This window comes from Yersinia sp. 2542 StPb PI (assembly GCF_048593855.1).
Taxonomy (GTDB): domain Bacteria; phylum Pseudomonadota; class Gammaproteobacteria; order Enterobacterales; family Enterobacteriaceae; genus Yersinia; species Yersinia enterocolitica_E.
Map to the genome: position 1 here is coordinate 1 of NZ_JAZGQA010000048.1, position 26,410 is coordinate 26,410.

Sequence of the window (26,410 nt, forward strand, 5' to 3'; positions counted from 1 at the left end):
CATTGTGTTAGGGTATATGGCGCTCTATTTTTTCATCAGGATAACATTGATCGAATAAACATAATTCAAAATTGACAGAGGAATACACCAGCTGCATGGCAATTAAACTCGAAGTAAAGAATCTATATAAAATATTTGGTGAGCATCCAGAACGGGCTTTTAAGCTGCTTGAATCAGGTAAGAATAAAGAGCAGATATTTGCCAAAACTGGTTTGTCCGTTGGCGTTAAAGATGCCAATCTGGCCATTGAAGAAGGCGAGATATTCGTCATCATGGGGTTATCCGGTTCTGGTAAATCCACCCTGGTACGCCTTCTCAATCGTCTGATAGAACCCACCCGTGGAGAAGTACTGATCGATGGCGAAGATATTGCCAAAATATCTGATAGTGCCCTGCGCACCGTACGCCGTAATAAGATCAGTATGGTCTTTCAGTCCTTTGCATTAATGCCCCATTTGAATGTTCTCGATAACACCGCATTCGGTATGGAGCTGGCTGGCGTCCCTTTGCAGGAACGTCACGACAAAGCGCTGGAAGCACTGCGTCAGGTGAGTCTGGAAAGCTACGCCCACTCCTACCCCGATGAACTTTCCGGCGGGATGCGTCAGCGCGTCGGTTTAGCCCGGGCGATGGCCAATAACCCTGACATCTTATTAATGGATGAGGCCTTTTCAGCGCTAGACCCCTTAATACGTACAGAAATGCAAGATGAGCTGGTCAAATTACAGGCCAAACATCAAAGGACCATTGTCTTTATCTCTCATGATTTGGATGAAGCCATGCGCATTGGTGATCGTATCGCCATTATGCAGGGCGGCGAAGTAGTACAGGTCGGCACCCCGGATGAAATACTGAATAATCCGGCTAATGACTATGTGCGCACCTTCTTCCGTGGCGTCGATATCAGCCACGTCTTTAGTGCCAAGGATATCGCGCGCCGTCGCCCGGTATCATTAATTCGTAAAACCCCGGGTTTCGGCCCTCGTTCAGCATTAAAACTGCTTCAAGATGAAGACCGCGATTATGGCTATGTGCTGGAACGCGGGCAGAAGTTTATTGGCGTGGTATCGATAGATTCACTGAAAAAAGCCTTGGCGGAGAGCCAGTCGCTGGATAGTGCCTTACTGGCCGATCCTGCGCCGGTTCCCGCAGACATGCCCCTCAGTGAGTTGATTTCACTGGTTGCCCAGGCCCCGTGTGCGGTCCCTGTGGTCGGTGAAGACAACAGTTATATCGGTATTATTTCCAAAGCCATGCTGTTGCAGGCTTTAGATAAGGAGACGCCAAATGAGTGATCCAATTCAAAGCAGTACCCCTGTAGACAGTAATCCTTGGGCGACGGATGCGGCAGCTTCAACAGCACCGGCGGCAACAGATACCGCCCCTCAGACACTGTCAGCCGCTGTTGACCCGTGGGGAGCGAGCATGGCAGAGGGTAGCCATGCCGCCAGCAGTACCAGCCATGAGGTTGCTTCTCAGGCCGTTCAGAGCACTGCGACACAAAGTACCGATTGGTTGAATAGTACTCCGGCCGCTGCTCCCGAGCATTTCAGTCTGATGGATCCGTTTCATAACACTTGGGTGCCACTGGATTCCTGGGTCACCCACGGTATCGACTGGGTTGTGCTGAATTTTCGCCCCCTGTTCCAGGGCATTCGTGTGCCGGTTGATTTTATTCTCAGTGGCTTTCAGCACCTGCTACTGGGCATGCCAGCACCGATCGCCATTCTGGTTTTCGCGCTGATCGCCTGGCAGTTCTCCACCTTAGGAATGGGCGTGGCAACCCTGATATCACTGGTTGCTATTGGCGCTATCGGTGCGTGGTCACAAGCAATGGTGACACTGGCGCTGGTTCTGACTTCGCTGTTCTTCTGTATTCTTATCGGGCTACCGATGGGGATATGGCTGGCACGCAGTAATAATGCCGCACGTATAATTCGGCCGTTACTGGATGCCATGCAGACTACACCGGCATTCGTTTATCTGGTACCCATCGTCATGCTGTTCGGTATCGGTAACGTCCCCGGCGTGGTCGTGACCATCATCTTTGCGCTGCCACCCATTGTTCGTCTGACCATTTTGGGCATCAAACAGGTACCAGAAGATCTTATCGAAGCCGCTGAATCCTTTGGTGCCAATCCACGCCAATTACTGTTCAAAGTGCAGTTACCGCTGGCGATGCCAACCATCATGGCAGGCGTGAACCAAACCCTGATGCTGGCACTGTCGATGGTAGTCATCGCCTCGATGATTGCTGTAGGGGGCTTAGGTCAAATGGTACTGCGCGGAATTGGCCGCCTTGATATGGGGCTGGCCGCAGTCGGTGGTGTCGGTATTGTGATTCTGGCGATCATCCTTGACCGCCTGACCCAATCATTAGGCCGCGATCGCCGTACCAAAGGCATTGGCCTCTGGTATACAGCCGGCCCGATTGGGCTTATCACCAAACCCTTTAGAAATACTAAGTAATTTCAAATTATTACGCTCAAATTTAAGCGTAATTGTCGCAGGCAGTTTGGACATGGACAGCGCGCAATCACCGCAACGTACACATAGTACGTAAGGATGATGAGCACTGTCCTCGTTCAAAATGGCAAGTAAAATAGCTTAAAAAGGAACAACTATGCGTTCGACAGGAATCTGGGCCTTGGCCCTCACCACACTGATCAGCACTCAGTTATCCGCCGCAGAATTACCGGGCAAAGGCATCACTGTCCAGCCGCTGCAAAGTACCATTTCGGAAGAGACCTTCCAGACCTCTCTGGTCAATAAAGCCTTGGAAAAACTCGGTTACGATGTCCAACCGACCAAAGAGGTAGATTACAACGTCGCGTATTCAACTATCGGCGCAGGTGATGCCACCTATCTGGCGGTAAATTGGGAACCACTGCATAACGACCAATATAATGCTGCCGGTGGCGATGCCAAATTTTATCGTCAGGGTAACTATATTGAAGGATTGGCACAGGGTTATCTGATCGATAAAAAAACCGCTGATAAATACCACATTACCAATATTGAGCAGCTAAAAGATCCGAAAATCGCCAAATTGTTTGATGCTAATAACGATGGTAAAGCCGATCTAACCGGCTGTAACCCAGGTTGGGGCTGTGAAGCACCGATAAATCATCAGATCAAAGCTTATGGTCTGAGCGATACTGTTATCCATAATCAGGGTAACTATGCCGCGATGATTGCCGATACGATTACACGTTACAAAGAAGGCAAACCAATCCTGTATTACACCTGGACACCTTATTGGGTCAGTGATGTATTGGTGCCGGGCCGTGACGTAGTATGGTTGCAGGTTCCCTTCTCTTCCCTGCCAGATAAAACTATCGACACCAAGCTGTCTAACGGTGCGAACTACGGCTTCCCACCGAGTGTGATGCATATCGTGGCTAACAAAAAATGGGCTGAAGCTAACCCGGCCGCCGCTAAGCTGTTCTCTATCATGAAATTATCGATTAATGATGTGAATGCTCAGAACATGCGGATGCACGCGGGTGAATCGTCAGATGCCGATATTGAACGTCATGTGAATGGTTGGATTCAGGCCCATCAGGCCACCTTTGATGGTTGGGTAAAAACAGCGGCGCAAGCAGGTAATGCGAAAGCTACGCAGTAAATTCTAAATGGGTTTATTGATGTGTTACCCAAGGGGGGGAGTTCTATTATTTTGCCCCCCAGCGGCTTCAAGTACCAAGGGTATAGATACAACGAAGCCCCGAGTTAGCAATAACTCAGGGCTTCTGAATGTTGGCGGTGCGGACGGGACTCGAACCCGCGACCCCCGGCGTGACAGGCCGGTATTCTAACCGACTGAACTACCGCACCACGCTGCTGTTCCGGTTAAGAACGAGACGGATATTACGTATGGAATGCAATCTCGTCAATACTTTTTCCAGCAAAATAAGCCGGTTGCGCAGTTTTTCATCTGGAAATCATTTTATTCTGCATTTGCACTATCTTCCGATTCAAGCGGCATCCGCCACAAACAACTGCCGCCCTTCTTCATCACCAAATCCAGACGCGATTCATGGGCTGACAACTCCTCTTCAGCCGCATAAATTACTTTCAACGCAGATGCTGGCCGGGTAATACGCTGGATATTTTCAGAAGAATCATTCTGCGACTGATCACCTTCCATAGAGAAAGACAGAGACGTCTGACCGCCGGTCATCGCCAGATACACTTCTGCCAGAATTTCGGCATCGAGTAATGCGCCGTGCAACGTTCGCTTGGTATTATCTATCAGATAGCGATCACATAACGCATCAAGGTTATTACGCTTGCCGGGGAACAGGCGGCGCGCCAATAACAGGCTATCGGTGATGGTACAGAAGGTTTCCGTTTTCGGAATATCCTGCTGCAACATACGGAACTCGTAATCCATAAAGCCGATATCAAACGCCGCATTATGAATGACCAGTTCAGCACCACGGATAAACTCAAGAAACTCCGGTGTAATATCAGCAAATGTGGGTTTATCGGCCAGAAACTCATCACTGATACCATGGACACCGTAGGCCTCTGGGTCGACCAGACGGTCCGGTTTCACATACACATGGAAGTTTCTGCCGGTCAGACGGCGGTTGATCACTTCAACAGCACCGATCTCAATAATCCGATGGCCTTCATAATGAACGCCCAGCTTATTCATACCAGTGGTTTCAGTATCCAGAACAATCTGTCTGGTCGGGGTAACTTGCATATTGCCAGTGCTCATAGCGCTCGTTTATGTCAGACTTAACGTTTAAACAGATAGGAAGAGTCTACCAGAGATGACTAAACAGGTAGAAATTTTCACCGACGGATCTTGCCTTGGCAATCCTGGCCCCGGTGGTTATGGCGCAATTATGCGTTACAAACAACATGAAAAGACCTTTAGTGCTGGCTACCGTTTGACAACCAACAACCGTATGGAGTTGATGGCTGCTATCGTCGCCTTGGAGGCATTGACATCACCTTGCCACGTGACGCTCAGCACTGACAGCCAATACGTGCGTCAGGGCATCACACAGTGGATCCACAACTGGAAAAAGCGCGGGTGGAAAACCACAGACCGCAAACCGGTACGTAACGTAGATTTATGGCAACGGCTGGATCTGGCAATCCAAGGCCATACCGTACAATGGGAATGGGTTAAAGGCCATGCTGGCCATCCTGAAAATGAGCGCTGCGATGAACTGGCACGCCTTGCGGCCAATTCACCGACACAAGACGATATTGGTTATATCCCCAACTAACTCTTCTTACCTGACGTTGCCACGGTATTAGTGGCTTTCACACACCGAATCAAGGTTGGTCGCGATAACTTTTGGTTGCGCCAACCGCACGGCTAAACCAAGGCTTACGTGCACCAAACTTCATCGGATTAAATGTTAAAGGTATGGTGCGCTTACGGGCCACAATCAGGCTGACACACCCCAGCGCATGTAGATGGGTGCTGATAAAGCGCCCACCTTCTTTATGCCAGGGTAAAACGTGAAAGCACGACATATGCATAACTTCATAATTCAGCAAACTCAGCCAATCCAGCAAACGCATCTGAGTAAACATTCGGCTAATATAAGGCTGGCGCTGGCGTAATATTGGCACCAGCTTGCCGGCACCCAGCACACTCATCGGATTGAAGTTACTGATAATCAACCAGCCGTCATCAATAAGCACCCTATCTGCCTCACGCAAAATACGATGTGGATCAGTGGCATAGGCTAAAGAATGAGATAACAGACAGGCGTCCACTGACTTTTCAGCAAAAGGTAACTGGTATGGGCTGGCCAGCACCTGCATATTAGTACCTTGTTCCCCCACATTAACCTGATGGGAGATAGCACATTTATCGCTGGCGATTTCCGCACTCAACTGGCCTATTTTCAACAGATGAAAACCAAATAGCTTCGGCCACCAAGGTTGTAATTGCTGTTCAAGCGCCGCACGGTAATACTCTCCCCAAGGTAACTCCGCCCAAGATGCGGGCGCATCGATCTGTTGGTGTGTTTGCGCTGGTTTCATGTTTCTACCCAATAGATTTCAAGGTGCAGGAAGGTGGCAAGTAAGTGACCCCGATAAGCTAATCCCCGTAAGTGATGCGGATGAACGGGAGCCGCCAATACACCTGCGATTTGAAAGATGACGGGTATATTATCTTCTTTCACACTCAAGCGGTTGCCAACAAAAAAGAGGTATCCAATGAATCTTATCAGTATTCCGGCATTTCAAGACAATTACATTTGGTTATTGGCAAACCCACAAAAACACTGCGTTATTGTTGATCCGGGTGAATCAGCGCCGGTGCTGTCTGCACTGGCACAAGGCCAATACACTCCTCAGGCCATCCTGCTCACCCATCACCACAACGATCACGTCGGTGGTGTGGCACAATTACACCGCCATTTTCCTAATATTCCCGTCTATGGTCCGCAGGAAACAGCAAATAAAGGTGCGACAGTTATCGTAAATGGGGGTGATCACCTGACAATTGATGGTCAAAACTACACCATTATTGCCGTCCCTGGCCATACCCTTGGGCACATTGCATACTACAGCGAACCTTATCTTTTCTGCGGCGACACACTTTTTTCTGCCGGCTGCGGCAGACTATTTGAAGGCACACCAGAGCAAATGTATGCGTCAATTCAACGACTGGCGCAGCTTCCCGCTGAAACCTTAATTTGCAGCGCGCATGAATATACTCTCGCAAATCTTAAGTTTGCTCGTTTCATTTTGCCCGCAGATCAAGATATTGCTACATATCAACAACAAATCATGCAATTACGGGCAAAAAACCTACCTAGTTTGCCGGTAAAATTGCAATTAGAGCGTAAAATTAATGTTTTTTTACGTTGTTATGACATTGATTTACAAAGGAAAATAGGCGTTATCTCGCCATCAGACTCACTTGCTTCAGTTTTTTCCGAATTACGCGCCCAGAAAGACCGCTTCTGAGCTTTTAGTTGTGTTTTTTGTCGAAGCAAAGTATGATTGGTCGTCTTTTAAGCAACTGACATTGACACACACATGAAGACCAAAGCGATATTTCTCGCCTCAGTCTTGCTTGTTGGGTGCCAGACGTCCAAGCAGGACGTACAGGTTCCCGTACAGCATGCGCAGAGTTTGTCTTCAGCAGGTCAAGAGAGTGAAGCAGGAGAGTACACAAATAGCGTCCGAGAGGGCAGCGCGCGATGGCTCGATAGTGAAAGTGGCCTCGCGCAGCAAGATTTGTGGAACTTCATTAGCGACGAGCTGAAGATGAAGGTTCCGGAAAATTCCCGGATCCGTGAACAAAAGCAAAAATACTTAAGAAATAAGAGCTATCTCCACGATGTAACATTACGGGCAGAGCCGTACATGTACCTGATAGTCGAGCAGATTAAGAAACGTAAAATGCCGATGGAACTGGTACTGCTACCCATAGTGGAGAGCGCTTTTGACCCACACGCGACATCATCCGCCAACGCCGCAGGGCTATGGCAGATAGTGCCGAGTACAGGTCGAAACTATGGCTTGAAACAAAACCAATGGTATGACGGCCGCAGAGATGTGGTTGCTTCTACCAAAGCAGCGCTTGATATGATGGAGCGCCTGAACAAAATGTTTGACGGTGACTGGTTGTTAACAGTCGCTGCTTATAACAGTGGTGAAGGCAGAGTCATGCAAGCGGTGAAAGCTAATAAGGCAAAGGGTAAACCGACCAATTTTTGGGCATTGTCGCTTCCACGTGAAACGTCAATTTATGTTCCAAAAATGCTGGCCTTGGGTGATTTAATCAAGAACAGCAAAAAGTACGGTATAAACTTGCCAGAACCCGACAAAGACCGTGCATTAGCACGTGTTGATGTAGGTCAGCAGATACAGCTAACTCAGGCGGCTGAGATGGCGGGGATGTCACTTACTAAGTTGAAATCCTTTAATTCTGGGTATAAGCGCAATGTAACGGCACCTGATGGACATGGTCCTCGTTATATTATGTTGCCAAAGGCCCATGCTGAGCAGCTTAAAGATTCATTGGCAGATACTGATATTGCCGCCGTTCAACCAACCAAGTTGGCACAGAACAGCTCAAAATCAGCATCAGGTTCGCAGTATAAAGTTCGCTCCGGTGATACCTTATCTACGATTGCCAAGCGGTTGAATATCAAGACCAGCGATTTGCAGAGTTGGAACAACTTACGTGCCAAGAGCACCTTAAAAGTTGGGCAAACCCTGCAACTGGCAAGCAATACAACGACCAGCAACAGCATCACCTATCAGGTTCGTAAAGGTGATTCTTTTGCCAGTATTGCCAAGCGTCACGGTGTAAACACCGACGATGTGATGCGATGGAATTCGGTAGTCAGCAAGGCTAATAGTTTACAACCAGGCTTGAAATTGACGTTGTTCGTTAACGGCAAATCGACCCCGGATACGTAGAGTCAGAATCGCGATTAAAGCTGTTAAAAAGCACCCTTCGGGGTGTTTTTTTTATGGCTGAAATTCAACCAGCAGTGGATTGTGATCAGAGGCTCGGGTCACTAATACCGATGCATCTGCCAGAGTAAGACCCCGATAAAAGACAAAATCAAGCGGTCGGCCAAACGCACGGCTACGGTTATCAGCCCGGAATTCAACTTCAGCTAACCCCACCACTTGGGCAAAGCACTGTAAAGCATTAACCCGCTGTCGGCTCCAGGCATTAAAATCCCCCGCCAGAATCACCGGGCCACGATGCATCGCGATTTGTTCCCCAATGGGCTCGAGTTGTTTACTGTAAACATCAACACCAAGACTGAAATTCACCGCGTGAATATTCACCACCATCAATAAACGACCGTCATGGATTGGGTAAACAGTAATTAAGGCCGATTTAGACAACCGCAGTAACGGCTCTCTCTCACGCAGGGGGCAACAGTAGACCGGATGGGTGGCTGCAAGCGTCATCACACCTGAAGGGTGCTGAGGCAGTGCAAAGGCAGGAACCTGATCGGCCGCCTGATAGTGAGACGTAGCAAACCGCACCAGCTCAGGTGTTGTTTGTGCTTCTTGCAGTAACATCAGTTGAGTATCACGCCCGAACTCTTTGAGCACCGAGAGCCATTGCGCCCGCTGCTGCTTAAAGATATTCCACACCATCACCCGCAAAAATTCAGATGTCGGCAATGGCGCGCCTGGCGGTAACCCCAGCCCCAGTTGCTTAGCAGAACCTGGGAAGATTTGTTCAACCGGTTGACCTGCAACATATCGCATGGCATATGTTCGTTTCGGCACTTTGATGGCCTATTCCTTATTCGAAATCACTCTGGCTCGAGAGGTAACAACAGCCGGTAGTTCACTGATTATACGCCCAGATGCTGCTGTCAGTAATTTCTTTTAGCCACGATATTATTCTGATGTTGGGATACACAAGCAGAGATTCAATCTATGTGATTCATAATGCACTAATAAGCCTGCTATTAACAAAGAAGCCCACAATCGCGGGCTTCAATAGATACTGGCAGGGATTTAGCTGACAGCAACTTGCCGTGGGTGCTTCTTATCCAGCTTGCCACTCAGTGTCACCAGTAATAGCGCACCAATAACAATCACGCCACCGATCCAAGGGGTCTGAGCCAACCCAACCCGGATAACTGTCTGCCCACCAATAATCGATCCTAACGCGATTCCGACATTAAACGCCGCGATATTCAGGCCCGAAGCAACGTCAACGGCATGTGGCGTATATTCTTGCGCTTTCTGCACCACATAAACTTGTAAACCGGGGACGTTACCAAAGGCAAAAATCCCCATGACCAGCAACGTAATTAATGCCGCAATACTGTGGTTGGCACTGAATTGGAAAACAAACAGTAAGACAGCAAGTGCGGTAAAAATAAAACTCAAAGCAGGTACTGCACCATGGCGGTCTGCGAGTTTACCGCCCCAGATATTGCCGATAGCGACCGATACCCCATACGCCAGTAAGATCCAACTCACTGCGGCAGGTGAGAATCCTGCCAGCTCTTGCATCATTGGCGCGAGGAAAGTAAACATGGTGAAGAAACCACCGTATCCCAAGGCGGTAATGGCATAAATCAGCAGTAAACGTGGGTGGGTGAGCACCTGTAGTTGCTGCTTTATACTGGCTGAAGCCTTATTGGGAATATTACTGGGAACCAAAATGGCGCTGGCAATAATGGCAATGACCCCAATCAGTGACACCGCAAGGAAAGTCTCCCGCCAGCCAAAATGCTGGCCGATAAATGTCCCGAGCGGAACCCCAGTCACCAGTGCCACCGTTAAACCACCAAACATAATAGCAATCGCCGACGCCGCTTTCTCCTTTGGCACCAAACTGGTAGCAATAGTCGAACCAATCGAGAAGAACACACCGTGGGCCAGACCGGTGAGTAAACGAGCAACAACCAGAGTCTCATAACCAGGTGATTGCCAGGCTAATAAGTTCCCCAGGGTGAACAAGACCATCAAGCCAATCAATAGCATTTTACGCGGTATGCGCCCGGTTAATGCGGTTAACACTGGAGCACCAATAGCAACGCCCAATGCATAGATTGAAACTAATAAACCGGCGGATGGCACAGAAACTGCCAGTTGTTCTGCGATGGTCGGAACCAGCCCGACAATCACAAATTCAGTGGTACCAATAGCGAATGCACTGATGGTCAGTGCCCATAATGCAAGCGGCATAATTACTCCAGAAATACGGGTCAATTTGATAGCGGCTATTATGTACCTATGGTTAAATGACAAAAATGCTCAAAATATCAAAATATTTTTGCTGGAGTGGCAACAATGAAAGCGCATTCAGATGAACTGATTACTTTTGTTACCGTAGTGGAATGTGGCAGTTTTAGCCGTGCGGCAGAGCAACTCGATCAAGCTAATTCAGTCGTCAGCCGGACAGTAAAAAAACTCGAAAGCAAGCTAGGGGTGACGCTGTTAAATCGCACAACCCGGCAAATCAGCCTGACACAAGAAGGCGAGCACTACTTTCGGCGAGTGCAAAATATTCTGCGGGAAATGGCCACTGCGGAAAACGAGATACTCGATAATCAGTTAAATCCCAAAGGATTGCTGCGTATCGATGCTTCTACTCCAGTGGTGTTGCACATTCTGGCTCCGCTGATGGCGGAGTTTCGTCAGCGTTATCCGTTGGTGACATTATCACTGGTTTCGTCAGAAACCTTTATTAACCTAATTGAAAGAAAGGTTGATATTGCTATTCGGGTCGGCACGTTACAGGACTCAACCTTACGTGCCAGAAAGCTGATGACCAGTTACCGCCATATTTTGGCCTCACCGGCCTACCTAAAGCAACATGGCACCCCACAAACGGTGGCTGATTTACAGCATCATTTATGTCTGGGGTTCAATGATTTACCGGTGCTAAATCGTTGGCCGCTCGCAGGTGCTGATGGGCAACTTTATGAAATAAATTCAGATTTAACGTCAAATAATGGGGAGACGCAACGCCGCCTTTGCCTTGAGGGAAATGGCATTGCTTGCTTATCAGATTTCATGATCAGAGGCGATCTACAACGCGGGGACTTAGTGCCGCTACTGGTAGAACAGACTCTACCCGTCGTTATGCCGATTAATGCGGTGTATTACAGTGATCAGGCCGTCAGTAACCGGCTGCGTTGTTTTATTGATTTTATCAATGAACGTCTGGCACAAATGTTCCCAGCAAAATAAAAAACCACCCAACATAGGGTGGTTCAGATAATGGTTTAAAGCGTGATCAATCCCATGCAGGTGCCAGGCCTTCAGGGCTGACTAACCTCTCACCACGATCCAACGACGCTATCAGTGCCATATCTTCGGCACTCAAGCGCAATTCCTGCGCTAACATGTTACTGGCCAGATTAGCGGCTTTGGTCGATGACGGGATCACGCTATAGCCCAGTTGCATCGCCCAGCTTAAAATCACCTGAGCGGGAGTGGCACCATGTTGCTCCGCAATCGTTTTAATCACGGGCTCTTCTAGCGCTTTACCATAAGCCAGCGTCATATAAGAAGTGATCGCTATGCCATTTTCTTTCGCAAATTCAACGACCTTACCGTTCTGTAATAAGGGTGACAGTTCGATTTGGTTGGTAGCAATTGCCTCGGCCCCCACCGCCGCAATGGCCTGTTTCATTAAATCGATGGTGAAGTTAGAAATACCAATCTGCCGGGTTAAGCCCAGCTCTTTGGCTTTCACTAATTCAGCCATAAATTCAGCGACGGGTACTTCATCGTTTGGCGAAGGCCAGTGAATCAATGTTAAATCCACATAGTCTGTTCTCAGCTTCTGCAAGCTCTCTTGCAGGCTAGGGATGAGCTTGCCCTGCGCTAAGTTAGCAATCCAAATCTTAGTGGTGATAAATAGCTCATCACGCTGGATGCCGCTTTGCGCAATAGCTTGGCCAACAGCTGCTTCATTTTCATATATTTGTGCGGTATCGATAACACGATAGCCCGCGGTTAATGCCTGACTCACTGAATCAATAACAACTTGATCTTGAAGACGAAAAGTTCCCAGGCCGAATGCAGGTACGCTCATAGTAATTCCTCATTTTGAATTTTTATCGTGCTTAGACATGTTTAAAATTGGCTGATTACCGGGGGCCATTTACCCGAGCCACCCGGTAAAAATCTGAACTGATTATGCCCAGAGTTTTATTGCCAAAAAATGCCATATTCAACACAATACTTTTGATAAAAAATCAACAATGAGGAAAGCGATGGCGGTTACGGCCAGCGACGGATCACCAATGAGGTGTTAATGCCGCCAAACGCGAAGTTATTTGTCTGGAAGAATTCGGTATCAATATAACGCCCCTCGCCCATCAGGTAATCCAGGTCACCACAGGCAGGATCAGGGTCAGTTAGATTAATGGTTGGTGCGAAACGCCCGGCCCGCATCATCTCCAGACTCATCCAGGCTTCAAGAGCACCGCAAGCCCCTAAGGTATGACCAAAATAACTTTTCAAAGAGGAAATGGGGGTCCGGTTACCAAAAACAGCCGCCGTAGCCTGGCTTTCTGCAATATCGCCACGTTCAGTCGCGGTACCATGAGCACTGATATAGCCAATATCAGCGGCAGCCAGGCCCGAGCTTAGTAACGCCTTTTCAATGCAGATTTGCATGGTCTCTTTTTGTGGTTGAGTAATATGGCTGGCATCGCAATTAGTATAAAAACCAATGATTTCACCGTAAATAGTGGCACCACGTGCTTTGGCGTGCTCCAGTTCTTCCAGAATCAACGTGCCAGCCCCTTCACCAATAACCAAGCCATCACGTTGGCGATCAAATGGCCTTGGTGATAATTTTGGTGAATCATTTAGCTGGCTAGTAGCAAACAAGGTATCAAATACCGCCGCCTCGGAAGGACACAGTTCCTCTGCACCACCAGCAACCATCACTTTCTGGTAGCCATGACGGATTGCTTCATAGGCATAACCAATTGCCTGACTACCTGACGTACAAGCACTTGAGGTAGGAATAACCCGCCCGCGCAACCCAAAAAACAGCCCAGTATTCACCGCCGCCGTATGCGGCATCATTTGCACATAGGTCGTGCCGGTAATATTGTTGGTGTGTTTTTCGGTTAACATTGTGGCAAATTCACTCACCGGCTTAGTGCTACCGGTAGAAGAGCCATAGGCAATCCCTGTATCCCCATTGGTAAGTACATCTTCCCCCATCAGACCCGCTTGCTCTAGCGCCAGCTCAGTGGCTCTGGTGGCCAATAAGGATACCCGCCCCATCGAGCGGATGCGTTTACGGGTGTAATGTGCGGGCACCACAAAATCATCAATCGGCGCACCTAAATGGGTATTCAACCCCTGATATTCTTCCCACTGCGGCAGATATTGCACCGCATTTTGACCGGCATAAATACGTGCTGAAATATCCGCCCAGTTATTGCCAAAAGCAGTGACCCCACTCATGCCGGTAATCACAACTCTATTGATGGCAACCATCCTGCTGCTCATACCATTCCTCCATTAATTGAAATCACCTGACGCGTGACATAACCGGCGATATCTGACATCAGGTAACTGGCTAAACCAGCCACCTCTTCAGCCTCTCCCATCCGTTTAAGTGGGATCATCCGCATGGCTTCTTGCAGCGCGATAGGCTCCATATTGATCATGCCAGTATCAATCAACCCAGGTGCAATACAATTCACGGTAATTTTGCGTTTAGCCAACTCCAGCGCCAGAGCCTTACAAGCCCCGATAATCCCCGCTTTAGCCGCACTGTAATTCACCTGACCACGATTCCCCATCACACCGGAGACCGAAGAAAGCGCAATAATGCGCCCGCCGTTACGTAAACCGATCATCGGCATTACGCAGGGGTGCAACACATTATAGAAACTGTCCAGATTGGTATGAATGACGCCATCCCAATCCTCTTGCGTCAATGCTGGGAATGCACCATCACGCGTGATACCGGCATTGTTCACCACACCGTAGTAAGCGCCATGAGTGGCGATATCCTGCTCGAGTACCTCTTTACACTGCGGCCTGTCGCTGATATCAAAACAGATCAAGCGCCCTTCACCACCCGCCTCAATAATCTGAGCCAGTGTCGCTTCACCGCCAGTAAGATCTTGGTGATAATGAACAACCACTAAAAAACCATCCGCAGCCAGACGGTGTGCGATGGCCCGCCCGATCCCTTTGCTGGCCCCGGTGACTAAAACAGAACGCTTCATGCACCTTTCCCCAATGTGAGTTTTTTTATTTCTTCGGCATCTGGCTGATAAGTATTTAGCCGACCACGAGCAACCTGCTTTCCAGCCATGTTGATACTGCACTCGAAACTGCCAATTTTTTCATCTTGCAGGATTAACTGGACACAAACCTGAAGTTCGCTACCCGCAGGAAATGCCGGTAATTCACAGCTGATAGCTCGCCCACCAAGTAGCATCCCTATCGTGGGAGGTATCGCTTGCGCCAAGCCATGCCAGCCACGCCACACGCCGATAGTTTGTGCCATTAATTCGATAGCAAACCAGTTGGGGAGGCAGCCCTGAGCATCGAGGAACGGCGCAAGCACCCCATGCTTACTCAAGGTGACCCTGCATTCAGCCCCGTCCTCCCCTACCCAATGGACGTTATCCAGCATCACCATTGGTGATTGATGTGGGAGGTAATGTTCAGCGGAATACGCCATCAGCCGGCTCCTAATATCACACACGCATTGTTGCCACCAAAAGCGAATGAGTTCGACAAAATAACCGGGGTTTTAAGTACTTCCGGCTTGGTGACCAAATTAATCTCGGCCAAAGTAGTATCCCAAGAAGCATGAGAAAAATCTTGTACTGGTAAGGGTAGAGTCCGGCTCAATATCAGCCAACTGAGTGCCGCCTCTGTGGCCCCAGCGGCCCCCAGCGTATGCCCGGTAAGATGTTTAGTTGAACTACAAGGTGTCTGATGACCAAAAACCCTATTCACGACCTGCGCTTCTATCTGATCATTTAACCGCGTCGCCGTGCCATGCAGATTGATGTAGCCCACATCAGCGGGCTGCAACTCTGCCTGACGTAATGCCATCCTGATAGCCTGTTCCGCCCCATGCCCTTCAGGATGGGGGGCGGACATATGCCAGGCATCGGAGGACTCCCCAACCCCGAGTAACGCTACAGGTGAAGGTTCACGTGATAATAAAATCAACGCCGCTGCCTCACCCACGTTGATCCCTTGGCGCTCGGCGGCAAAAGGGGTACAACGCTCAGCCGAAAGTGACTCCAGGCTATGAAAACCATTGATGGGCATACGACATAAACTGTCAGCGCCACCGACTATCGCCGCATCGACTATTCCAGACTCGATCAAACGCTTACCGCTGATAATCGCCCGGACACTGGAAGAACAAGCCGTAGACACGGTATAACTCGGGCCATTCAGCCCCAAATAACGCGAGAGGAAGATGCCAGGATCGCCTAACTCCTGCTGTTGATAGTGATACCCCGGCGGAAACTGCCCGGCGACGTCACCAGAACCAGGCTGATATTCTCTAACCGCCCGTTCCCCCTCAAAAATACCTGAGGTGCTGGTTCCCATAATCACAGCAACCCGTGATACACCATAGCGAAGAATGCATGCGGAAACCTCAGGTTGAATCTGTGACAATGCCGCCAACAACAGGCGATTATTCCGGCTATTGTGCTGCGAAAGTGGCTCGGGCAAAGTAGGCAATTCAGTATTCACCGCACCCAGCCAAATCGGGGAATCACCCAAGAGCCACCCTTGCTGGGGGGCCATGCCTGGGGCTAACCCGGCACTAAGGCTCGCACTCACTTCAGACAATGAGCTGCCTAACGCATTAACCATGCCAACAGCAGAGAAATAGACCATCGCTGTTACTCCTCCACATTTTGGATAGTAATACGGTAGTGAAAGACAAATTGCTCAATAGTGATAGGCTTACGGGTGTTACCTGATAGCTGGTAGCGAATCTCTGTCACTATTTGGTTTTTGTCATCATAGAGTCTGCGTGTATCCCCTTCATCCACCAGCCGCCAATTTTCGGGTAATAACGGACGCCATGATGTGATGGGCCAATAACTCAGCATAATATCGGCAAGAACCTGATTTGCTGGAGGTAATCCAACAATTTTCATGGTTTGTTCTAAATGAATACCTTGCAGGTCATAGGAAACCTTGAACAAGCGGATCCCAAGCGGCGACAGCCCCACCAAGGTTAAGCGCTGCCCATCAGCCTGAAGCAACACTAATAATGACTGCTGCTTCCCCTGCGCTGTTGCGGTCAGTAATTGCTGCTGATTGATAGGTTGAGCCAAAGTCGGTGGCGGCAAAGCGACCCGCACTCCGGGCTTAAGCCAGGCTTTAGGCTGTGTTTGGTCCGGCGAACTGGCACACCCTACAATCAATAAGGCTAAAACGAGTAACACCCCACAGCGTTTATAATTCACGCTGGCTCTCCTTTTGGCTTGGGCAGCGCCAGAGGCGCTAATAAGAAGGCTGTAAACACACCACTACTCAGCACAATGCCAAAGCTACTGATGGCTTGGGTGTGGCTAAATACCAGCATGCCGAAAGTCAGTTGCGTGGTGAACACCGCCATAAAAATAGCAAACATTGACGTGCTAGGCGTCCCTCGGGGATTGGTAAAGAACAGGGTATAATTGATGCCAATCCCCAGAACCAATATTAATGCCAGCAACGAGAAGAGATTTAACGAGTGGCCGGTAAGAGAAAGTACCGCCAGCCCCATCCCCAATGAAAGTATCGTCGGTGCCACACAATAGAGGCCGCGACGCAGACCCAGGCGCCAGCAATAGACTACAGCTATAGCAACCACTGCAATGAGTAACAACCATGATAGATAGGCACGGTAAAGAGAAAATAGCGCATTGAACTCTGTTTTCCTGTCAACCCAAGTTACTCCTGGCACGGACTCCGCTAACTGTTGCAGTGCCGCCGGATTACTGACACCACTTACCGGCACCAACATCGCCGTGCGCCCATCAGGCAATGAGAGCCAAAGCAATCGCCAGCCCTCACTGACCACCGAGCCAAGCCATTGTTCCGGGGTCACCCATGTCTTCTGGTTGCCTTGTGCTGGCAAGCCTGGCAGAGAAACGCTAATACCCGCCTGTTGCAATTGGTGGATAATAGTTGGCGCGGTTTGCTCAAGTAATGCCAGATTTTGTTGCTGCCGCAATAATGATGGCAACGGCAACACACGATAACTTTCAATCCATCCAGCCTTTTTCGCCTGTGATAGCTGTGGTGAGAATTGCTCCAGACGTTGCAATGCCTGCTCAGCATTATCACCATACACAACGAACCATTTCTGGTCGCTGTGCTGGCCGGTAAGTGCCGCAATGCGCTGTTCCTGTTGCTGGAACTCACGCGGCATCGCCTGTAATTCACTGATATCGTCATTAATTTTTAATGTGGCTAACCCACTGATAGTCAAAATAGCAATCAGGGCCGGCAAGCCTAAACGTAACATTCGGTTGTTTTGCCAACTCTCTAGCCACAGATAAATAAGCTTTAGGCGCGGAACCGGGCGCACCGGCAACCGTTTAGCCAATATCGGATACCAACACATCACCGTGATACAGGCGGCGGTTAGCCCTGCGGCGGCAAAAACAGCCAATTGCTGCAACCCAGGGAAAGGCGCAATAAGCAGAATCAGATAGGCAATTACGGTGGTGAGTAGCGCCATTGACAGGGCTGGGAAAAGTTTTGCCAGGCTCTCCAATGGCGTCGTTTGACCACCGTGTGCCATGCGGTCTGTCAGGTAATAAAGCGTGTAATCCGCTGAAATACCAATGATACTGGCACTCAATACCAGCGTCATAACATGGACTTCGCCAAAAACCAGTAACGTGGCAACCGCCCCAGCCAATGCCCCAATAGTTATTGATAAAAGGCATAAGGCGAGTGGCAATAGCGATTTAAACATTATCAATATCAGCAGGAATACACCGGCGACGGAGATCAAACCAATGGTCGAGATATCACTTTCAGCCTGCTGACTCGCGTAATTACTGTAAAAAAGCGTGCCGCGTTCCAAGACTTCAGTACCGGGCCAACGCTGCTGAAGCTGCTGCTTTAATTCAGCCAATGACTCAACGGTGCTACGGGCACTGGCCATATCATAAGATGAAGCGCGTAATTCACCGTGAATCAAATACCATGGGCGGCCCTGACTATCTTTCGCCACCAGCCAGCCCTTACTGATACTTAATGCCCCACTGTTTTGTTGTTGCGCTAACTGAGAGCCACGAACCAGCAGTAAAGGATCATACTGCAACTCTTTACCACTCACGCCAGCAAATGCCGAATACGCCTGCCCCAATATCCACTGAGCCTGCGCCGCTCCACCATGGCTTAATCGCAGACGGGTAGCCTCATCCAACAATACATTACGATGCTGAAAGAAAAAGGCGCCCCACTCCTGTAAACGTTGAGCAGTCATCTCACCACTGACCTGATGCAGCGCAGGCATTTTTTGTAACTGCTGCAACCACCAGTTCACCGGAGCCAATTGGTCTTCTGCTGGGCTAACCAGCCACACTAATTGGCGATCCAGACGCTGATTAAACCCTGCGGTTAATTCGACAGGTACGCCAGTCAACTCCTGCTTGGGCAATAGTGCCAAGACACTGCTGTTAATCTGACTACGCGGGATCAGCCAGAGTAATGTTGCCAGTAACAGCAAACAGATAAGTAACCAGCCGATAGCCAGTTTTCGATGGCAATCAGTGCGCAAAAAGCTGCTGTTCGGCATGGCTCAGTATCTTAGGTTCAGTTAATTGGTTGAAAAACCGGATGTGGGTCCCATCTCCCTGCATATCTTCAATATCGATAGTTTCCAGAAAATATTGACCGTGCAACGTGATGCTTTTAAAGAGCTTATCCAATGGCGTGGTTTTCGGGGTGAGCACTAACACCCAACGATCCTGGCCACTATCAGTGAAAGCTAAGGTAAAATTCTGCTCCAAAATCGACGTGTCAGCATGAAATAGTGCCGTTAATAAGTGATTAAATTGGAACATTTGCGGATTGCTGTCAGCAGTAATAACCTGCGCAGGCTGGCCGGCCATGGTTTGCACCATGCGCTTATCGTCGAGTAGCAGTGTCAGAACGAAAGGTTGCTGCTGTGACCACCACAGCCCTTTATCCTGTGAAATCAGTAAATTACCACTTGATTTTAAAGGTTTATTCATTCCACTAATACTGCGCTGCTGTTCAAATTCGGCGCGCAACACCGGTTGTTCGCTGAATCGTTGTTGTAATGATGCCAACGTTACCGCATGAGCGCTGATAGTTAGACACAGTAAGAGAACGGTGAATATCGATTTCATGAGACGATACCCATTCTTTCCAGCAGTACCGGCGGTGAAACAAAGCTCATTTCTTTCGTGGATGCTTTAACGGCAACCTGAATGGTGTAGCCGGTTGTCATGCGCTTCCCGCTGGTCGCATCATAAATCTGGTAACCGATACGTAAGCGGTTCTCATATTCTTCAATAGAGGCACAAATATGAATACGCTGTTCAAATTCGAGCGGAGCAATGTATTTCACTCGCGTATCAACTATTGGCCACACATAGCCTGACGCCTGCATCGCGCGGTAGCCATAATCAATTTGATTCAGTAAAGCCTCACGAGCAATTTCAAAATAACGGAAATAATTGCCATGCCACACCACCCCCATAGGGTCAATATCATGAAACGGGATATTGTGAACTATCCGGGTAGTAAAACGCGGGTCATCGGGTAAATTCATGTCACTGATTTCCTTGGTTTGGCTTTTCATCGTTTAAATGCCAAAAATCATAAAAATTAAACCAATCGAGCGGCGCTAATAAACTGTAGTGCTCCAGGCGGGCGGCGTAACTATCCACTGCCTGTTGCAATGCCGACTGACGATTTGCTCGCGGTAATATCAATGGATCGGCGAAAGGTTCAAAATAAACATGTAATCGGGCAGCAGATGCGGGATCAATAACACCTGATGGTGCAGCCAACTTCCCTTGCCCGCCGAGTTTTAAACCAAACATCAAAAACACCGGGCAGCGCAATGCCGCAGCTAACGCAAACGGCCCAACCGGGAAAGGTGCTGGGTGGCCTAAGAAGGTGCTCCAAATGACTCTTGGTTGGTTATCTCGTTGATAAGGGCTAACGGAGGTTCTGTCACCAACAATCGCGACCCACTCCCCTTCATCCAGCTTCTGGCGCAATAAAATGGCGGTATCAGGTCCAATTGAGGTTACCTGGATAAGGTTAATCAGTGCGTGTGGGTTAATCTCCTGCATGACCTGATTAAAACGGGCGGCATGCTGGGTAAAGACCAATGCATTAACTTTTACACCAACAGATAGCTCAGCCAAAGCACGACAAGATTCAATATCACCTAAATGCGATGCCAGAATTAGCGCCCCCTGACGGCTGGCAATTTGTGCCTCACAGCGCTCACGCCCAACCAAAACCACATCTTTACCCATCACTAAATCCCCTTGCCAGCTCGCCAGTTTATCGAGCATCGACTCACCAAACCGCATGAAATGGCGGAAGCTGTTTAAGGATGCCGGTAAAGGGTGATTTTTCTGTTTGGCGAAAGCCGTAAGCTGTTGTAAATAATGGTTTGATGCCTGGCGCTGACGATGACCGGTAAGCCAAAAATAGCCAATAACAGGATATAACAACAGGTTAAAAGTTGTGCGCCCCAGAATTTTATAACTGCGTAACATCAAGCGCATCCCCCACAAACCATTGCGTTCTTTCGTCTGGGACCAATGGTGCTCGGGCTTTTGCATGTTACGCTTTAGCAACGCAGGAATACGCGGCAACATGCCAAAAAATAGCCGGGTATGCATCCACGAAATACGTAAGTTGTCATGCAGCGCATCAAAATGTGAAATACCTTCTGCAGGATAGGTGACCTGTGTTGGCAAGAACCGGCTCTCAGTTCCCTGCCAATATAATCTCACCATCACCTCAGTATCAAAATCCATTCGCACACCCAATGGGTGCCGGGCAGCCAAAGCCTGTGTTTCGGCAATCGGATAAACGCGAAAACCACACATACTGTCTTTCAGCGACAGAGATAAGGTTTCGATCCATACCCAGAAGTGGGTGACATAGCGGCCATAAAGCCGCGCCTTCGGTACTGACTCATCGTAAACCGGCCGCCCTGAAATCAAATGATGGGGGTATTTCTCCGCCTCGAGCAGCATTATTGGAATATCAGATAATTGGTGCTGACCATCAGCATCGACTTGTAGCGCATGGCTGTAACCCTGCTTTTGTGCCACGCTCAATCCATTCAGAACGGCATGCCCCTTCCCCCGATTTTCGGGTTGTGTTATTAGCACCACCCACGGGTATTTCGCCGCCAGGCGTGTTAGCTCATTGGCAGTATCAACATCACTGCCATCATCAATTATCAGACACGGCAATTGATACATAGCCAACTGAGATAAGACACCCGCCATAGTCTCACCATGATTGAAACAAGGGATAACCACGCACGGTGCGAAAGTGGTTACTGACATAGGGATATTTTTCCACTACTGGCAGTTATTTCGCCATGGACAAGGTACTTAAACATCAGTTTATGATTTGTTCGTTCCCAATTAAGTACGAGAGTGACTTCATCATCAGGCATCAGTGGCCGCTGGAATTTTACGACATCGATACTTCTCACGACCAGCAACTGACCCAGTAGCTGATTGGCGTAGTGCATAACCCAATTGATTTGTGCCACACCGGGCAATATTGGACAGGTGGGGAAATGACCACTAAACCACAGTAAATCAGCAGGTAATAAGAGATCGATGCTGGCAAAGTGATCACCTGTTATTTGCTGACTGACGACGACGGGCAACATCATAAGAATAGCTCCTGTAAGCGGGCATAATCACGCTTCCCTTGTGGATTCAGCGGGATAACATCAATCACACGTAAACGACGAGGAACAGAGACCGGCTCAAGCCAGTGACGCAAAGTGTTGCGTAAGCGTTGAGTAAAAGCCCTCAATGACGCGGCTGCAAGTTGCTCTTTACCTGTGTCGCTCAATACCACAACAGCAGCAATGTTCACTCTTTCGTTTTGGCTTAAGACCAATACCGTCGCATCTGCAATTTCAGGAAGTGATATTAAGCGCTGTTCTATCTCGGTGAGTGAAACACGCTTCTCTTCTATTTTAACTATTCGATCTTTACGCCCCAGCAGATAAAAACGCTGCCGGTTATCAGATAGCTCAATAATATCGCTCATTGGTATACCTGTTGATTCAGGTATCAAGGCAGAGTAAACAGTGAAAGTATTGTCGCTGTTGATGTCCAAACTGACACCGGAGAAAAACTGCCATGCTTGTTCAGGTGCTGATTGGTGGCGATAAGCAATAACACCGGTTTCAGTGGCACCATAAATCTCTGTTGGCAATGTACCCAGTGTATTTAAGGTAGATTGCGCATCCTGATAACCGAGCGGCCCGCCAGCGGAAAATATCTGTCGACACAAAATCGGCGACAATTTTGTATCCATGCGCTTTAAAAATGCCGGACTGCTGATAAATATCGGTGAGCAAGATTCAGGTAGTGACTGAAGTTGTTCATGATAACCAATCAACTCAGCCTGAAAGGGAATACCCAGCGAGAGGGGTAAAAAGATACGAAAAGTCAGCCCGTATAAATGTTGATGAGACACCGACGCAACAATTAATGGGTTATTCTTTCTATCAAAACGCCCTCCCCATTGAACAGCCAGCCAATGGCTTTCGGTATCCAAACTCGCAACAGATTTAACGACTGCCTTTGGAGCCCCCGTAGAACCTGAGGTGAAGAGGATTAATGACGCAGCAGAAGGCCAATCAGGTAGTGGATGATAGGCAGCCTCACTAGAGGCATGGCTTGCGACTATAACGCTTGGACAGGCAAGATTCAGTAATTGATCCGTCAGCAGGCCATCAAACTCATGCAATTGCTCTTTGAGAACGGCCTCACGTGCATGGCCGAAAATTACCGGCGTTTTTTGGCAATACAGCGTAGCCAGCAGTGCAACAGTAAACCAATAGCTATTTTCAAAACATAATGCCCAGCGCTGGTTGGGTAAAAAATTAATTTTATTAAATAGATAGGTAACATCGCACCTGAATTGACTCAAGGTTATGATCTTTGCGCCACACATGGCGATAACCAGGCCATCATCCCGAGAATGATCCAACCAATTCGCCATGGGTAGATTTACTGCTGTTGAACCCTTTTCCTGATTATCCATTCCAGACCCATCAAAGAACCAATAAGTAAATAGCTCAAGCCACCGTTATATAAAGCCCATATATGCATATTGCCGTATAAACAGGTCGCCAGAGCAATGGTGCCATTTACTGCAAAAAATCCGCACCATACCTGTGTCACCTTTCGGGTATAAGCCACCGCTCGGGAAGATAATTCAGGCTCGGACAGCCTTGCCAATCTTTCAATGATGGGTGGGGGGCGAAATAAAGAATAGGAAAACAGCATCAGTAAAATGATGTTTACCACGACAGGATAAAACAACAACCACTGCGCCTTGCCTAAACCCCAGCTTGCCAAAGACAGAATAATGCCAGCAAGCGCCAGCGCTTTACCTAACCAAAGTTGTTGCTTAATTTTGCTGCGCACGGTAACGAGGCGCAATGTAAACATTAATAACAATATTGGCGCTAATACCTGCATTCCCCAGCGCGACAAACCAAACCATACCGCCAGTGGGTAGGCTGTAAGTGCAATAACGGTGAGGATTTTGAGCAAAACAGTCAGGCGACCAATGAATAAATTACGCTGATTAGCTGTCACCTGATTTCACCATTTACGACTTGGTGTTTAATAAATTATCGACGGCATCGACAATATCTTGAACCGTTCGAACGGATTTGAACATTTCCGGCATTATTTTTTTACCCGTCACTTTCTGCAAATGTACAACCAGATCGACAGCATCAATACTGTCTAGCTCTAACTCTTCATAAAGCCGTGATTCTGGTTTGATGTCAGCTTCATCAATTTCAAAAAGCTTAACCAGAAGAGCTGTAATTTGCTGATAAATTTCTTGTTTTTCCATTATGACAATATCCTGTTAGTTACGCTGTTGAGAAATAAATTTCGCGAGCGTTTCTACCGAATAAAAGTGCTGACGCATATCTTCACTCTCAGCAGAGAGTACAACGCTATATCGGTTTTTGAGTGCTAATCCCAGTTCTAGCGCATCGATTGAATCTAAACCTAAACCGTCACCAAATAATGCAGCCTGTGAGTCAATATCATCCACCGACATACCTTCCAGATTTAGGGCATCAATAATTAGCTGTTTAATCTCACAACTTAGTAATTCCATTAACTCTTTCTCTTAGATTCAGGCATTAATGCGCAGGTTAAATGTTTAGTAAGTCGTCGTGCAGCAAGTGCTAACGATAAATCGCTATCTTGAATAAAGTCATTACTATTGATTTTATTTTGAACAATAATATTAAATTGAGGTTTTACCGGCGGTATATTATACCATTTTAGTTCTTTCGTCAGCATTGGTGGGTTGCAATCAATATATACTACGCGAATATCACACCCACTATGTAGCGCGATATTCGCCGCCCCTCGTTGCAAATTCAGGGCACAACCTGCGGTTGTTCTGGTCCCTTCAGGAAATATAAGGATACTTCCCCCTCGGCCTAAACGCGCTTTACAGTGTGCTAATAATTTATCTGATTCAGCATTAACTAAGTATCCTGCGGATTTAATCACACCGGAAACAAATATGTTATTTAACAATGCTTCTTTGACAATACAATCACATCTTGGCATGTGTGCTGCCAACAGCACATAATCTAATAAGCTAGGATGGTTAGCAACAATCAGACACCCCGAGTCCTCACAAAACAGCTCATTATTTTCTATTTGATAATCAAAAACACCCAGAAATTTAGCAATACGCAAAAACAGTTGAAAACTATAACGAATACTTTGCTGAGTGATCTGGTTACGCACTACTTCAGAGCGAACAATTAGGCGCAGAGAGGTAAACCATAGAATAGATAATAACAGCCCACCCAGGCCAAAAAGTGCAAAACAAAAACCGGTTGCAGCCACTCGCCATAACCGATTTAGCAAAGAAGAATGTTGGGGTGCAGTTTGTACTGCAAGAGAGCTGTCCATCACTGACTCCAGTGCCAATTATTATGCTGGCCTTGTATAACGAAAGAACCCTTTTTGCTCAACCAATTACGTAAAAAGCTAAGACCCTGAGGCAATTCAGAATTATTAACATCAATCTTAGAAATACGTTCACACTGTAAATCATCGCCGGTGGTTAACACTAATGCCAAGGCATAGGGCAACCCTATTGGAGAAGTCTGAGAATGATAAAAATCAGGCATTACTCCATCGAAATCGACCAATAACACACGCTCAGCGCCGCAAGCCAGCATCCCCATAGCTTCGACTATACCTTGTTGAAAACTATCTATGCCTGCGGCAAGAGACGTCACTGGCATGGTATTGCTCGCCATGATAGTTAACCAGCCGGAGGCAGTATTATGCACTGACATAGCAAAATCTGTTGGCGAAATATTCTGCTGCTGATGGAGGGATTGCAATATTTTATAAGTGCGCTCTAATTCCCCATGGCGACTGGTAAATATCGCCATATCAGCCGTGTCTTCCTCTAGTAACGAAAGCCCCGCTTCAACGGCTAGTCGGCTGCCTGTACTCATTCTTCTAGCGGACATCATAGGGATATGCGATGACTTGGGTAAATCCCCTTGCCATGTCGCCGGGAGTGCCTCCTCCTGTGCCCAGGCAAGCCAGTGCTCTTGCGACGCCATACCAGGAGCCAAAGCACGCCAGTTCAATACATTCAATGAATGAGCCACGATATCAGAACTTCCCAGACAGCAAAGCGAGATAATTTATTCTAT

28 protein-coding genes and 1 tRNA gene are annotated in these 26,410 nt (G+C 48.1%); 7 read left to right on the forward strand and 22 right to left on the reverse strand.

Features of this window, described 5'->3' with window-relative positions:
- The first annotated feature begins 95 nt into the window (after positions 1 to 95).
- From proV to proX, 3 genes are all read left to right on the forward strand, one after another.
- Positions 96 to 1,295, forward strand: coding sequence for a glycine betaine/L-proline ABC transporter ATP-binding protein ProV (gene proV, locus V1952_RS08440; protein ID WP_083163015.1), 1,200 nt, complete (start codon positions 96 to 98; stop codon positions 1,293 to 1,295).
- The gene (gene proW / locus V1952_RS08445) at positions 1,288 to 2,469 is read left to right on the forward strand and encodes a glycine betaine/L-proline ABC transporter permease ProW (RefSeq protein ID WP_372559733.1); all 1,182 of its coding nucleotides are present in this window, start codon (positions 1,288 to 1,290) and stop codon (positions 2,467 to 2,469) included. The genes proV and proW overlap by 8 nt, the downstream gene beginning before the upstream one ends.
- Positions 2,470 to 2,623: 154 nt before the next feature.
- A complete protein-coding gene (gene proX / locus V1952_RS08450) occupies positions 2,624 to 3,628 on the forward strand; it encodes a glycine betaine/L-proline ABC transporter substrate-binding protein ProX (protein WP_083163011.1) in 1,005 nt (334 codons plus the stop codon).
- 132 nt (positions 3,629 to 3,760) lie between these two features.
- On the opposite strand, the gene V1952_RS08455 is transcribed toward proX, so the two are convergent.
- Positions 3,761 to 3,837, reverse strand: a tRNA-Asp gene (locus V1952_RS08455).
- 112 nt (positions 3,838 to 3,949) lie between these two features.
- The gene (gene dnaQ / locus V1952_RS08460) at positions 3,950 to 4,714 is read right to left on the reverse strand and encodes a DNA polymerase III subunit epsilon (RefSeq protein ID WP_083163009.1); all 765 of its coding nucleotides are present in this window, start codon (positions 4,712 to 4,714) and stop codon (positions 3,950 to 3,952) included.
- A 70-nt stretch (positions 4,715 to 4,784) separates the two neighbouring features.
- Between dnaQ and rnhA the strand changes: the two genes are divergently transcribed.
- Positions 4,785 to 5,249, forward strand: coding sequence for a ribonuclease HI (rnhA, locus tag V1952_RS08465; protein ID WP_050074222.1), 465 nt, complete (start codon positions 4,785 to 4,787; stop codon positions 5,247 to 5,249).
- A 49-nt stretch (positions 5,250 to 5,298) separates the two neighbouring features.
- On the opposite strand, the gene V1952_RS08470 is transcribed toward rnhA, so the two are convergent.
- Positions 5,299 to 6,018 (reverse strand): class I SAM-dependent methyltransferase, encoded by a 720-nt coding sequence (locus V1952_RS08470; RefSeq protein ID WP_083163007.1) that lies wholly within the window; start codon positions 6,016 to 6,018, stop codon positions 5,299 to 5,301.
- 177 nt (positions 6,019 to 6,195) lie between these two features.
- Between V1952_RS08470 and gloB the strand changes: the two genes are divergently transcribed.
- A complete protein-coding gene (gloB, locus tag V1952_RS08475; RefSeq protein WP_420074608.1) occupies positions 6,196 to 6,951 on the forward strand; it encodes a hydroxyacylglutathione hydrolase in 756 nt (251 codons plus the stop codon).
- Between the two features lie 72 nt (positions 6,952 to 7,023).
- A complete protein-coding gene (mltD, locus tag V1952_RS08480) occupies positions 7,024 to 8,415 on the forward strand; it encodes a murein transglycosylase D (protein ID WP_083163003.1) in 1,392 nt (463 codons plus the stop codon).
- A gap of 51 nt (positions 8,416 to 8,466) precedes the next feature.
- On the opposite strand, the gene V1952_RS08485 is transcribed toward mltD, so the two are convergent.
- A complete protein-coding gene (locus tag V1952_RS08485; protein ID WP_083163001.1) occupies positions 8,467 to 9,249 on the reverse strand; it encodes an endonuclease/exonuclease/phosphatase family protein in 783 nt (260 codons plus the stop codon).
- Between the two features lie 234 nt (positions 9,250 to 9,483).
- Positions 9,484 to 10,665, reverse strand: coding sequence for an MFS transporter (locus V1952_RS08490; protein WP_420074603.1), 1,182 nt, complete (start codon positions 10,663 to 10,665; stop codon positions 9,484 to 9,486).
- Positions 10,666 to 10,770: 105 nt separating this feature from the next.
- On the opposite strand from V1952_RS08490, the gene yafC reads away from it, so the two are divergent.
- Positions 10,771 to 11,673: a DNA-binding transcriptional regulator YafC gene (gene yafC, locus V1952_RS08495; protein ID WP_420071028.1), complete on the forward strand. Its 903-nt coding sequence runs from the start codon at positions 10,771 to 10,773 to the stop codon at positions 11,671 to 11,673.
- A 46-nt stretch (positions 11,674 to 11,719) separates the two neighbouring features.
- On the opposite strand, the gene dkgB is transcribed toward yafC, so the two are convergent.
- The 17 genes from dkgB to V1952_RS08580 all read right to left on the reverse strand — a co-directional run bounded on the left by dkgB (position 11,720) and on the right by V1952_RS08580 (position 26,365).
- Positions 11,720 to 12,523 (reverse strand): 2,5-didehydrogluconate reductase DkgB, encoded by an 804-nt coding sequence (dkgB, locus tag V1952_RS08500; RefSeq protein ID WP_372559737.1) that lies wholly within the window; start codon positions 12,521 to 12,523, stop codon positions 11,720 to 11,722.
- 188 nt (positions 12,524 to 12,711) lie between these two features.
- A complete protein-coding gene (locus V1952_RS08505) occupies positions 12,712 to 13,947 on the reverse strand; it encodes a beta-ketoacyl-ACP synthase (RefSeq protein WP_372559943.1) in 1,236 nt (411 codons plus the stop codon).
- An 8-nt stretch (positions 13,948 to 13,955) separates the two neighbouring features.
- On the reverse strand, positions 13,956 to 14,687 hold the full coding sequence (locus V1952_RS08510) for a 3-ketoacyl-ACP reductase FabG2 (protein WP_420071029.1): 732 nt from the start codon (positions 14,685 to 14,687) through the stop codon (positions 13,956 to 13,958).
- Entirely contained in the window at positions 14,684 to 15,148 is a 465-nt protein-coding gene (locus tag V1952_RS08515) for a 3-hydroxy-fatty acyl-ACP dehydratase (protein WP_372559739.1), read from the reverse strand. The genes V1952_RS08510 and V1952_RS08515 overlap by 4 nt, the downstream gene beginning before the upstream one ends.
- The gene (locus V1952_RS08520) at positions 15,148 to 16,332 is read right to left on the reverse strand and encodes a beta-ketoacyl-[acyl-carrier-protein] synthase family protein (RefSeq protein ID WP_372559740.1); all 1,185 of its coding nucleotides are present in this window, start codon (positions 16,330 to 16,332) and stop codon (positions 15,148 to 15,150) included. The genes V1952_RS08515 and V1952_RS08520 overlap by 1 nt, the downstream gene beginning before the upstream one ends.
- A gap of 5 nt (positions 16,333 to 16,337) precedes the next feature.
- Complete coding sequence (locus V1952_RS08525; protein WP_372559741.1) at positions 16,338 to 16,910, reverse strand: DUF3261 domain-containing protein; 573 nt, start codon at positions 16,908 to 16,910, stop codon at positions 16,338 to 16,340.
- Complete coding sequence (locus tag V1952_RS08530; RefSeq protein ID WP_420074604.1) at positions 16,907 to 19,240, reverse strand: MMPL family transporter; 2,334 nt, start codon at positions 19,238 to 19,240, stop codon at positions 16,907 to 16,909. Before V1952_RS08530 ends, V1952_RS08525 begins: the two co-directional genes overlap by 4 nt.
- Positions 19,212 to 19,817, reverse strand: a complete 606-nt coding sequence (locus tag V1952_RS08535; RefSeq protein WP_420071031.1) for a LolA family protein — start codon at positions 19,815 to 19,817, stop codon at positions 19,212 to 19,214. Before V1952_RS08535 ends, V1952_RS08530 begins: the two co-directional genes overlap by 29 nt.
- Positions 19,814 to 20,242 (reverse strand): acyl-CoA thioesterase, encoded by a 429-nt coding sequence (locus V1952_RS08540; protein ID WP_372559744.1) that lies wholly within the window; start codon positions 20,240 to 20,242, stop codon positions 19,814 to 19,816. Before V1952_RS08540 ends, V1952_RS08535 begins: the two co-directional genes overlap by 4 nt.
- A 1-nt stretch (position 20,243) precedes the next feature.
- Complete coding sequence (locus V1952_RS08545) at positions 20,244 to 22,010, reverse strand: glycosyltransferase family 2 protein (protein ID WP_420074605.1); 1,767 nt, start codon at positions 22,008 to 22,010, stop codon at positions 20,244 to 20,246.
- On the reverse strand, positions 22,001 to 22,348 hold the full coding sequence (locus V1952_RS08550; RefSeq protein ID WP_420074606.1) for a hydroxymyristoyl-ACP dehydratase: 348 nt from the start codon (positions 22,346 to 22,348) through the stop codon (positions 22,001 to 22,003). Before V1952_RS08550 ends, V1952_RS08545 begins: the two co-directional genes overlap by 10 nt.
- Entirely contained in the window at positions 22,345 to 23,694 is a 1,350-nt protein-coding gene (locus V1952_RS08555; RefSeq protein ID WP_420074609.1) for an AMP-binding protein, read from the reverse strand. The genes V1952_RS08550 and V1952_RS08555 overlap by 4 nt, the downstream gene beginning before the upstream one ends.
- Before the next feature lie 8 nt (positions 23,695 to 23,702).
- A complete protein-coding gene (locus V1952_RS08560; RefSeq protein WP_420074607.1) occupies positions 23,703 to 24,296 on the reverse strand; it encodes a hypothetical protein in 594 nt (197 codons plus the stop codon).
- A gap of 13 nt (positions 24,297 to 24,309) precedes the next feature.
- Positions 24,310 to 24,561: an acyl carrier protein gene (locus V1952_RS08565; RefSeq protein WP_083162978.1), complete on the reverse strand. Its 252-nt coding sequence runs from the start codon at positions 24,559 to 24,561 to the stop codon at positions 24,310 to 24,312.
- Positions 24,562 to 24,576: 15 nt separating this feature from the next.
- A complete protein-coding gene (locus tag V1952_RS08570) occupies positions 24,577 to 24,834 on the reverse strand; it encodes a phosphopantetheine-binding protein (protein WP_083162977.1) in 258 nt (85 codons plus the stop codon).
- Entirely contained in the window at positions 24,834 to 25,649 is an 816-nt protein-coding gene (locus tag V1952_RS08575; RefSeq protein WP_193784791.1) for a lysophospholipid acyltransferase family protein, read from the reverse strand. The genes V1952_RS08570 and V1952_RS08575 overlap by 1 nt, the downstream gene beginning before the upstream one ends.
- Complete coding sequence (locus V1952_RS08580; protein ID WP_372559748.1) at positions 25,649 to 26,365, reverse strand: beta-ketoacyl synthase chain length factor; 717 nt, start codon at positions 26,363 to 26,365, stop codon at positions 25,649 to 25,651. Before V1952_RS08580 ends, V1952_RS08575 begins: the two co-directional genes overlap by 1 nt.
- Positions 26,366 to 26,410: the final 45 nt, after the last annotated feature.

Coding starts and splice junctions, on each gene's coding strand:
- dkgB (WP_372559737.1), bottom strand. CDS start 12,523: ATGAGCGTACCTGCATTCGGCCTGGGAACTTTTCGTCTTCAAGATCAA.
- V1952_RS08510 (WP_420071029.1), bottom strand. CDS start 14,687: ATGAAGCGTTCTGTTTTAGTCACCGGGGCCAGCAAAGGGATCGGGCGG.
- V1952_RS08570 (WP_083162977.1), bottom strand. CDS start 24,834: ATGGAATTACTAAGTTGTGAGATTAAACAGCTAATTATTGATGCCCTA.
- V1952_RS08545 (WP_420074605.1), bottom strand. CDS start 22,010: ATGTCAGTAACCACTTTCGCACCGTGCGTGGTTATCCCTTGTTTCAAT.
- V1952_RS08555 (WP_420074609.1), bottom strand. CDS start 23,694: ATGGCGAATTGGTTGGATCATTCTCGGGATGATGGCCTGGTTATCGCC.
- V1952_RS08520 (WP_372559740.1), bottom strand. CDS start 16,332: ATGGTCTATTTCTCTGCTGTTGGCATGGTTAATGCGTTAGGCAGCTCA.
- proX (WP_083163011.1), top strand. CDS start 2,624: ATGCGTTCGACAGGAATCTGGGCCTTGGCCCTCACCACACTGATCAGC.
- V1952_RS08550 (WP_420074606.1), bottom strand. CDS start 22,348: ATGATGTTGCCCGTCGTCGTCAGTCAGCAAATAACAGGTGATCACTTT.
- V1952_RS08470 (WP_083163007.1), bottom strand. CDS start 6,018: ATGAAACCAGCGCAAACACACCAACAGATCGATGCGCCCGCATCTTGG.
- V1952_RS08565 (WP_083162978.1), bottom strand. CDS start 24,561: ATGGAAAAACAAGAAATTTATCAGCAAATTACAGCTCTTCTGGTTAAG.
- mltD (WP_083163003.1), top strand. CDS start 7,024: ATGAAGACCAAAGCGATATTTCTCGCCTCAGTCTTGCTTGTTGGGTGC.
- V1952_RS08490 (WP_420074603.1), bottom strand. CDS start 10,665: ATGCCGCTTGCATTATGGGCACTGACCATCAGTGCATTCGCTATTGGT.
- yafC (WP_420071028.1), top strand. CDS start 10,771: ATGAAAGCGCATTCAGATGAACTGATTACTTTTGTTACCGTAGTGGAA.
- V1952_RS08515 (WP_372559739.1), bottom strand. CDS start 15,148: ATGGCGTATTCCGCTGAACATTACCTCCCACATCAATCACCAATGGTG.
- V1952_RS08530 (WP_420074604.1), bottom strand. CDS start 19,240: ATGCCGAACAGCAGCTTTTTGCGCACTGATTGCCATCGAAAACTGGCT.
- V1952_RS08575 (WP_193784791.1), bottom strand. CDS start 25,649: ATGGACAGCTCTCTTGCAGTACAAACTGCACCCCAACATTCTTCTTTG.
- gloB (WP_420074608.1), top strand. CDS start 6,196: ATGAATCTTATCAGTATTCCGGCATTTCAAGACAATTACATTTGGTTA.
- V1952_RS08540 (WP_372559744.1), bottom strand. CDS start 20,242: ATGAATTTACCCGATGACCCGCGTTTTACTACCCGGATAGTTCACAAT.
- rnhA (WP_050074222.1), top strand. CDS start 4,785: ATGACTAAACAGGTAGAAATTTTCACCGACGGATCTTGCCTTGGCAAT.
- proV (WP_083163015.1), top strand. CDS start 96: ATGGCAATTAAACTCGAAGTAAAGAATCTATATAAAATATTTGGTGAG.
- dnaQ (WP_083163009.1), bottom strand. CDS start 4,714: ATGCAAGTTACCCCGACCAGACAGATTGTTCTGGATACTGAAACCACT.
- V1952_RS08505 (WP_372559943.1), bottom strand. CDS start 13,947: ATGGTTGCCATCAATAGAGTTGTGATTACCGGCATGAGTGGGGTCACT.
- proW (WP_372559733.1), top strand. CDS start 1,288: ATGAGTGATCCAATTCAAAGCAGTACCCCTGTAGACAGTAATCCTTGG.
- V1952_RS08535 (WP_420071031.1), bottom strand. CDS start 19,817: ATGAAATCGATATTCACCGTTCTCTTACTGTGTCTAACTATCAGCGCT.